The organism is Intrasporangium flavum, assembly GCF_001956915.1.
In the GTDB taxonomy this organism is placed as follows: Bacteria; Actinomycetota; Actinomycetes; order Actinomycetales; family Dermatophilaceae; genus Monashia; species Monashia flava.
In genome coordinates this window covers 160,419-167,916 of sequence record NZ_MLJO01000002.1, presented here as the reverse complement: position 1 = coordinate 167,916, position 7,498 = coordinate 160,419, and the positions used below count along the sequence as shown (strand labels likewise).

At 73.6% G+C, this 7,498-nt stretch carries 7 protein-coding genes and 1 tRNA gene; 5 read left to right on the top strand and 3 right to left on the bottom strand.

What is annotated here, in order from left to right:
• Window positions 1-33 precede the first annotated feature (33 nt).
• Window positions 34-489 carry a GatB/YqeY domain-containing protein gene (locus BIV28_RS01680; protein ID WP_076258736.1) on the bottom strand — a complete coding sequence of 152 codons (456 nt, stop codon included), beginning with the start codon at window positions 487-489 and terminating at the stop codon, window positions 34-36.
• Window positions 490-568: 79 nt separating this feature from the next.
• Here BIV28_RS01680 and BIV28_RS01675 point away from each other — a divergent pair, with 79 nt between their 5' ends.
• The 3 genes from BIV28_RS01675 (at window position 569) to BIV28_RS01665 (ending at window position 2,825) form a co-directional block, all read left to right on the top strand.
• Window positions 569-1,504 (top strand): metallophosphoesterase, encoded by a 936-nt coding sequence (locus BIV28_RS01675; protein WP_076258734.1) that lies wholly within the window; start codon window positions 569-571, stop codon window positions 1,502-1,504.
• A 344-nt stretch (window positions 1,505-1,848) separates the two neighbouring features.
• Window positions 1,849-1,925: transfer RNA gene (locus BIV28_RS01670), tRNA-Pro, on the top strand.
• Between the two features lie 75 nt (window positions 1,926-2,000).
• A complete protein-coding gene (locus BIV28_RS01665) occupies window positions 2,001-2,825 on the top strand; it encodes a nucleotidyltransferase domain-containing protein (RefSeq protein ID WP_076258732.1) in 825 nt (274 codons plus the stop codon).
• Between the two features lies 1 nt (window position 2,826).
• Here the strand turns inward: BIV28_RS01665 and BIV28_RS01660 are convergent, their stop codons facing one another.
• Window positions 2,827-3,858: a GNAT family N-acetyltransferase gene (locus BIV28_RS01660; protein ID WP_076258731.1), complete on the bottom strand. Its 1,032-nt coding sequence runs from the start codon at window positions 3,856-3,858 to the stop codon at window positions 2,827-2,829.
• A gap of 100 nt (window positions 3,859-3,958) precedes the next feature.
• On the opposite strand from BIV28_RS01660, the gene BIV28_RS01655 reads away from it, so the two are divergent.
• A complete protein-coding gene (locus BIV28_RS01655; protein WP_076258729.1) occupies window positions 3,959-4,681 on the top strand; it encodes a hypothetical protein in 723 nt (240 codons plus the stop codon).
• Window positions 4,682-4,687: 6 nt separating this feature from the next.
• On the opposite strand, the gene BIV28_RS01650 is transcribed toward BIV28_RS01655, so the two are convergent.
• Window positions 4,688-5,809, bottom strand: a complete 1,122-nt coding sequence (locus BIV28_RS01650) for a glutamate--cysteine ligase (RefSeq protein ID WP_076258727.1) — start codon at window positions 5,807-5,809, stop codon at window positions 4,688-4,690.
• A 152-nt stretch (window positions 5,810-5,961) separates the two neighbouring features.
• Here BIV28_RS01650 and BIV28_RS01645 point away from each other — a divergent pair, with 152 nt between their 5' ends.
• Window positions 5,962-7,467, top strand: coding sequence for an MDR family MFS transporter (locus BIV28_RS01645; RefSeq protein ID WP_076258725.1), 1,506 nt, complete (start codon window positions 5,962-5,964; stop codon window positions 7,465-7,467).
• Window positions 7,468-7,498 lie beyond the last annotated feature (31 nt).

The window sequence follows — 7,498 nt, the reverse complement described above, 5'->3', positions numbered from 1 at the left end:
GTCGGCCCCTTCGTCAGGTCTGCGGCAGGTGGTTCAGCCGGCGAGGACGCGCCGGACGACGGCGGCCACGCGACCGCCCTCCGCACGCCCGGCGACGGCGGTGTTCGCGGCCTTCATGGCCAGCCCCATCTGGGGCATCCCCGTCGCGCCGGACGCAGCGACGGCCTCGCGGACGATGGACTCGAGCTCGTCGTCGCCGAGCTGCTTCGGCAGGTAGGTCTCCAGCACCGCGAGCTCGGCCTCCTCCTTCGCGGCCAGCTCGGCACGGCCGGCGCCGGTGTAGGCCTCGGCCGCCTCGCGACGCTTCTTGGCCTCCTTGGCCAGCACCTTGAGCACGTCGTCGTCGGACAGCTCGCGGTGCTCCTTGCCGGCGACCTCCTCGTTCGTCACGGCGGTCAGGGCCATGCGGATGGAGCCGGACCGCACCTGGTCTCGCTCGCGCATCGCGGCGGTGAGGTCGGACTTCAGCTGATCCTTGAGGGTGCTCATGGCGTCAGTCTCTCAGGTCGCGCCGCACGCCCTCGCCGGGTTTCTCGCCGGTCCGGTCAGGGGTGCGAGGATGAGGCCCATGCATGCCGTGACGAAGACCGTGCTCGGCCTCGGGGCCGCCGGGGCCGCAGTGATCGGGTGGTCCTCGCTCGTCGAGCGGAACGCCTTCGTGCTCAGGCGGTTCGAGGTTCCCGTCCTGCCGGAGGGCAGCCGGCCGCTGCGGGTGCTGCACGTGTCCGACATCCACCTCGTCCCGCGCCAGCGCGCCCGGGCCGCGTGGGTGCACAGCCTCGCCTCGCTCGACCCCGACCTCGTCGTCAACACCGGTGACAACCTCGCCTCGCACGACGCCGTGCCGGCCCTGCTCGACGCGTTCGACCTGCTCCTCGACGTGCCGGGCGCCTACGTCTTCGGGTCGAACGACTACTTCGCGCCGAAGGTGAAGAACCCGCTGCGGTACCTGACGCGCCACCACGCCAAGGGCGTCGGCTCGACGCCGCGCCTACCCACCGACGACCTGCGCCGTGGCCTCGACCGCGGCTGGACCGACCTGACGAACCGTCGCCGGGTGCTCGAGGTGCGCGGCCTACGCCTCGAGCTCGTCGGCGTCGACGACCCGCACCTGGGCTACGACCGGCTCGACCTCGTCCGCAGCCCCGCCGACCCGTCGACAGACCTGACGATCGGCGTGACGCACGCGCCCTACCAGCGAGTGCTCGACGCGTTCACGGCCGACGGCGCGCAGCTGGTCCTGGCCGGCCACACCCACGGCGGACAGGTCTGCGTGCCCGGCTACGGGGCCCTCGTCACCAACTGCGACCTCGACACCTCGCGCGTCAAGGGTGTGTCGCGGTGGTGGCCCGGCGCCGGATCGACGCCGTCGTCGCAGGCGCCCGCCGACGCCGCGTGGCTCGAGGTGTCGGCCGGCCTCGGCACTGCGCCGACCGCGCCGGTGCGCCTCGCCTGCCGCCCCGAGGCGACCCTGCTGACCCTCGTGCCGCGTTCTCAGGCCTGACGGCACCACACCCGCACCGGCTCCTGCGTCACTGCTCAGCCAGAGTGAGCACTGACGTAGCGACGCAGCAGGGGCCACCGGCCGGAGAGCTCGCTCCCCGGTTCCTGCGTCAATGCTCAGCGAGAGTGAGCACTGACGTAGGAGAGTCGGCTTGCACAGTGCTGCACGGGGCTGCACGGGCGCAGCAGTGACGTGGGAACGGCGCCTCCGACCCTGCTGCACCGGACGCGACAGTGACCCACCGGAGGCGAGGGACCGCGCCCGGGGGCCCGATTCGGAGATGGGCGGGGGCCTGCGCTAGAGTCTCTGCTTGCTGCCCCGGGTACGCCCGAACGGCAGCGAACCGGGGTGTGGCGCAGCTTGGTAGCGCGCTTCGTTCGGGACGAAGAGGTCGCAGGTTCAAATCCTGTCACCCCGACCAAACGCCGCAGGGCCCGCTGGAATGACGAAGTCATCCAGCGGGCCCTGCGGCGTTGTGGGGCGACAGGATGGGTGCATGGAGCAGCCGCAGCTGGAGGCGATCGCGCATGCCCTCGTCGAGGTGGACGGCATCGTCGGGGTCGTGCTCGGTGGGAGCCGGGCCCGCGGCCGGCACGCTCCCGACTCGGACGTCGACCTCGGCCTGTACTACGAGGCCCCGCTCGACGTCGCCGCTCTCCAGATCCTGGCCCGGCGGCTCGGCGACGCGGAGGCCGAGGTGACCGCCCCGGGCGGCTGGGGCCCGTGGGTCGACGGCGGCGCCTGGCTGCACCTCGACGGCACGGCCGTCGACTGGATCTACCGCGACGTGGCCCGCGTGCGCCGCTCCTGGGCCGACGCGCAGGAGGGCCGGTTCGAGTTCCACCCGCAGGCCGGCCACCCGCTGGGCGTGCCCGACTTCGCCTACGCCGGTGAGCTGGCGCTCGGCGTCGTGCTCGCCGACCCGTCGGGCGCGCTCACGACCCTCCAGCAGCAGGTTCAGGACTACCCACCGGCCCTGACCGCGGCCGTGGTCGGTGGGCTATGGGAGGCCGAGCTCCTGCTCGCCGGTGCACGCAAGGCGGTCGGCCGGGCCGATGCCACCTACGTCGCCGGGTGCGTCTTCCGCGCCGTGACGCTGTGCGCCCACGGCCTGCACGCGCGGGCGGGACGGTGGGTGGTCAACGAGAAGGGGGCCGTCGCCGAGGCCGGTGACCTCGCCATCGCGCCAACCGACTTCACGGCCCGGGCCCACCGCCTCCTCGGCGCCCTTGGCACGACACCGGGGGCCCTCGCCGCGACGCTGCGCGACGCAGAGACGCTCGTGGCCGAGACGCGTCGGGCGTGCGCCGCCGCGACCTGACTCAGCGCTCGACGTCGAGGTGCTGGTGCCAGGACTGGGTGCGGTAGTCGGTCACCCACCCCATCGCCGTGTACAGCCCGTCGGCGCCGGTCGGTGAGTCGGCGTCCACCTCGAGCCCGACGCGGTTGCGCCCCTGCGCCGCCGCCTCGGCGATGACGCGGCGCAGCAGCGCCTTCGCGACGCCGCGGCCGCGCGCCCTGCGGTGCACGCCGATGTAGTCGATGTAGCTCCCCTCGACCCCGTCGGCGTCGGGCGGCAGCACGGTGGAGACGACGGCGCCGGCCGGCAGCTCGCCGTCGTCGGTCTGCACCGTGGCGAGCCACCAGTGGTCCCACCGGTGGCCGGGGTCCTCGCGCAGCCGCATGACGAACTCGGGGAAGCTCTCGCGGTAGCTGCTGAAGTGGTCCTGGAACGACTCCTCGAGCACCCGGTGCACCGCCTGCAGGTCGGCGGCCACCGGCAGGCCGTCGTCGTGCTGCTCGACGGGCCGTACCGTGACGCCCACGCGCGGCCCGGGCAGGCTCGTGGCCTCCTCGGGGGCGACGCGTCGGGTCATCTGCAGCCACGTGCGCGTGCACTCGTACCCGGCGGCCGAGAGCCAGCCCTGCTGCCGCGGGTCGTCGGCGTACGCGCCCGAGTCGAGAAGCGTCGAGCGCAGGCCACGCATCGCGGCGATGTCGAGCGCGTGCCGCCGACCCGACGCGAAGAGCGCGCCGGCGAGCGCCCCGGCGTCGGCCTCGGGCAGCGCGGGCGCCACCGTGACCTCGACGACGGTGCGCCCCGCCGCCCGGTCGTGCACCGACAGCCACGCGACGAGCGCACCCTCGGGGTCGTGGACGAGGGCCTGCCGACGCGTCCACGACCCGATGCCGGCCAGCTGGCCGAGCACGGCGTCGGGGTCGACGCCCGAGGACCCCTTGGCCGCGCGCTGGTGGTCGGCGAGCAGCGCAGCCACCGCGGGCGCGTCGTCGGCGTCGGGGACCCGCGCGGTCCACGGACGGGGCAGGTCGAGGGTCACCGGCAGCTCACGCATGGCCCCACTCTCCCATTCCCTCGGCCCCGAACCCGCAGCGTCGGGTGCTCGCGCGCCGCACACTGGAGGCCAACCACCGTGCGCGCGAAGGAGCGGCGACATGACCGACGGCACCCACCCGCTCCCCGGTGCCGACCCCTCCGCCGGGCAGCCCTCGGCGGGGTCCGGAGCCTCGGCGTCCGGAGCCTCGGGGTCGGCAGCCTCCCCGCTGCCGGTCTTCCTCTCGACGGAGCACTGGAGCCTGCTCGGCACGCGGTCGATGACGTGGTCGGAGATCATGAGCCGCATCCAGATCCATCTCACGGTGCTGTCGGCCTTCCTCGTCGTGCTCGCCCTGACGGCGCAGGCCACGGGCTTCGGCACGCCGTTCCGGGTGCTCGCGATCGGCTTCGCGTCGGCTGCCCTCGTCATGGGCACCCTGACGGCGGTCCGCATCAACACGGCGAGCCTCGAGGACGCCGACCTCGTGCGCGCGATGAACCGCATCCGGCACGCCTACGTCGACCTCGTCCCGGAGCTGGCGCCCTACCTCACGGCGGGCATCCACGACGACGACGCAGGCCTCATGCACACGTACGCGCTGGGGCGCCGTCGCAACACGGTGCTGCACGTCGTCGGCAGCACCGGCGTCTTCCTCATGGCCGTCAACACGCTCGTCGCCGGCACCCTGGGCGCCCTGGTCGCCGACGCCTCGGGGGCAGGAACAGCCCTGACGGTGGTCGTCGGCGTCGTCACGGCCCTGCTCTACGCGCTCAGCCAGCTGGAGATGGGCCGGCGCACCTTCACGACGGCGCGGGACGTCCGTTTCCCCACCGACGCGTGAGCCGGTTCAGGCGTCGACGTGGCAGGCCGTGACGCGCACGGCCTCGGCCACGACGTCGGTGAGCCGGCCCGTCCGGGCGAACACGTCCCGCTGGCGCACGGCACCGTTGCCCTCCTCGCGCAGCCGGTCCAGTCCCTCGGTCACGGTGACGAGGTCGCCCGCGGCCTCGAGGGCCGGGCCCACGTGCTCGAGCAGTGAACCGAGCACGAACCAGCACGGCCGCGGCAGCCCGCTGCGCCAGTCGATGAGCTGCCCCTCGATGCCGTCGCGCCCCGCCTGCCACGAGGCGAAGCGCAGCAGCTGGGTCGGCACGTCCGGTGGCGGCTGCCCGCGTCGCCACTCCCCGGCAGCCGTCTCGACGAGCGCGCGGCACAGGGCCGCCAGGACGACGGCCTCCTCGTCGGTGAAGCACACGTCGGCGGCCCGCACCTCGACGGTCGGGTAGTGCTCGGACAGCCGGGCGTCGAGGTAGACCATGCCCTCGTCGAGGATGACCGAGCTGAGCACCATCTCGCGCACGCGTCGGTGGTAGGCCTCGGCCGAGCCGTAGACGTCCGGCGGACCCCACGACGGCCAGCGGGCCAGCATCTGCGAGCGGAAGCTGGCGTACCCGGTGCTCTCGCCCCGCCAGAACGGGGAGTTGGCGGTGATGGCGAGCAGGGTCGGCAGCCAGACGCGGATCCGGTCGATGACGGCCACGCCCTCCTCGTCGCCGTCGACCGACACGTGCACGTGGCAGCCGCAGATGAGGTGCTCGCGCGCGATGAGGCCGTAGCGGTCCTCCATCCACGAGTACCGCGTCGACTGCGCGACGACGGGGTGCACCGGCAGCGGCGAGGTCGCGAGTGCGGCCACCCCCGAGCCGGTGCCGCGGGCGGCCCGGATCGCCTCGGCCCGCCACCGCTGCACCTCCCGGCGCAGCACCGACAGCTCGGCGGCCGGTGCGGTGTGCGTCTCGATCTGCTGCTGCTGGAACTCTCCCTCGACCGCGCCGTGCACGCCGACGCCGGCCACCTCGGGCGGTGCGTGCGCGGCCCGGATGAGCAGCAGGCTGGACAGCGGTCGTGGGCGGCCGTTGCGGACGTCGACGAGGAGCATCTCCTCCTCGATGCCGAGAGTTCGGACCATCGGGTTCCTTCCGCGCCATCGGGACGGGACCGGACCAGCGACTGCTGAGGGCCCCGTACCCCCTCGGGCGACGACCGATCGCGCCGCCCGGGAATGCAGGGCACGCCGAGCCACTTGTCCCTCCAGTGTCGCCACCAGACCCGAGGAGCGCCATGAATCAGCAAACACCCACCGACGCCGCGGCCCGGCGACGCAGCGGCGTGGGGTTCCGGTCCGAGCGGGGGCCCATCCTCATCGCCCTCATGCTCTCGACGGCGCTCATCGCCCTCGACTCCACGATCATCGCCACGGCCGTGCCCTCGATCGTCGACGACCTCGGCGGCCTCGCCCAGTTCCCGTGGCTCTTCTCCGTGTACCTGCTCGCCCAGGCGGTGTCGGTGCCCGTGTACGCCAAGCTCGCCGACACCCTGGGCCGCAAGCCGGTCATCCTCTTCGGCATCGCGCTGTTCCTGCTCGGCTCGGTCATGTGCGGCCTGGCCTGGGACATGGGCTCGCTCATCGTCATGCGCGCGGTCCAGGGCCTCGGCGCGGGCGCGGTGCTGCCGCTGACGATCACCATCGCCGGCGACATCTACACCGTCGCCGAGCGCGCCAAGGCCCAGGGCTACATCGCGTCCGTGTGGGCGATGTCCTCGGTGGTCGGCCCGACGCTCGGCGGCGTCTTCTCCCAGTTCGTCTCGTGGCGCTGGATCTTCCTCGTCAACATCCCCTTCTGCCTCCTCGCCGCGTGGATGCTCTGGCGCAGCTACCACGAGTCCGTCGAGCGCAGCCGGCACCGCATCGACTACGCGGGCGCGAGCGTCCTCACCGTCTCGATGACGCTGCTCATCCTCGCCGTGCTCGAGGGCGGCCAGGCGTGGGCGTGGTCCTCGTGGCAGAGCATCGGTGCGTTCGTCGTCGGCGGCGTGCTCCTCGCGGCGTTCGTCGTCATCGAGCGGCGGGCGGCCGAGCCGGTGCTGCCGCTGCAGATCTTCGGCCGCCGGCTCATCGTGGCCACCTCGCTCATCTCCATCGGCGTGGGCAGCGTCCTCATCGGGCTCACCTCCTACGTCCCCACGTTCCTCGAGCGGACGACCGGCGCGACGCCGCTCGTGGCCGGGCTCGCCGTGGCGGCGCTGACGCTCGGCTGGCCGGTCTCGGCCTCCCAGTCGGGCCGCCTGTACCTGCGGATCGGGTTCCGGCCCACGGCCCTCATCGGGCTGGTCGTCGCGGGTGTCGGCTCGCTCGTGCTCTGGCTCGTCAGCGCCCACCCGAACGTGTGGACCACCGCGCTGTCGTGCTTCGTCGTCGGCCTCGGCCTCGGGCTCGTGGCCACCCCGACGCTCATCGCGGCCCAGGCGTCGGTGCCGTGGCACGAGCGGGGCGTCGTGACCGGCTCGAACATGTTCATGCGCTCGGTCGGCAGCGCCGTCGGCGTCGCCGTCTTCGGTGCCATCGCCAACGCCGTCATCGCGCGGTCGGGCGGCGACGCGTCGCCCGACGCCGTCGGTGCCGGCTCGAGCGCGGTGTTCCTCGCGGTCCTCGTGGCCGCGGCGGTCAGCATCGTGGCCGGGCTGCTCATGCCGGCCACCCGGGCCGACGACCTGCGGCAGGACGCCACCGACGACGCGGTGGCCGACGAGGTCGAGGTCGGCGCCGTGGAGGGCTCGGGCGCCTGAGGCGCACCGGCCGCACGACGCGGCGACCCCT

Bases quoted from the DNA above. Each gene is read 5' to 3' on its own strand.
- BIV28_RS01665 (WP_076258732.1), top strand. From the start codon at position 2,001: ATGGAGCAGCCGCAGCTGGAGGCGATCGCGCATGCCCTCGTCGAGGTG.
- BIV28_RS01655 (WP_076258729.1), top strand. From the start codon at position 3,959: ATGACCGACGGCACCCACCCGCTCCCCGGTGCCGACCCCTCCGCCGGG.
- BIV28_RS01660 (WP_076258731.1), bottom strand. From the start codon at position 3,858: ATGCGTGAGCTGCCGGTGACCCTCGACCTGCCCCGTCCGTGGACCGCG.
- BIV28_RS01675 (WP_076258734.1), top strand. From the start codon at position 569: ATGCATGCCGTGACGAAGACCGTGCTCGGCCTCGGGGCCGCCGGGGCC.
- BIV28_RS01645 (WP_076258725.1), top strand. From the start codon at position 5,962: ATGAATCAGCAAACACCCACCGACGCCGCGGCCCGGCGACGCAGCGGC.
- BIV28_RS01650 (WP_076258727.1), bottom strand. From the start codon at position 5,809: ATGGTCCGAACTCTCGGCATCGAGGAGGAGATGCTCCTCGTCGACGTC.
- BIV28_RS01680 (WP_076258736.1), bottom strand. From the start codon at position 489: ATGAGCACCCTCAAGGATCAGCTGAAGTCCGACCTCACCGCCGCGATG.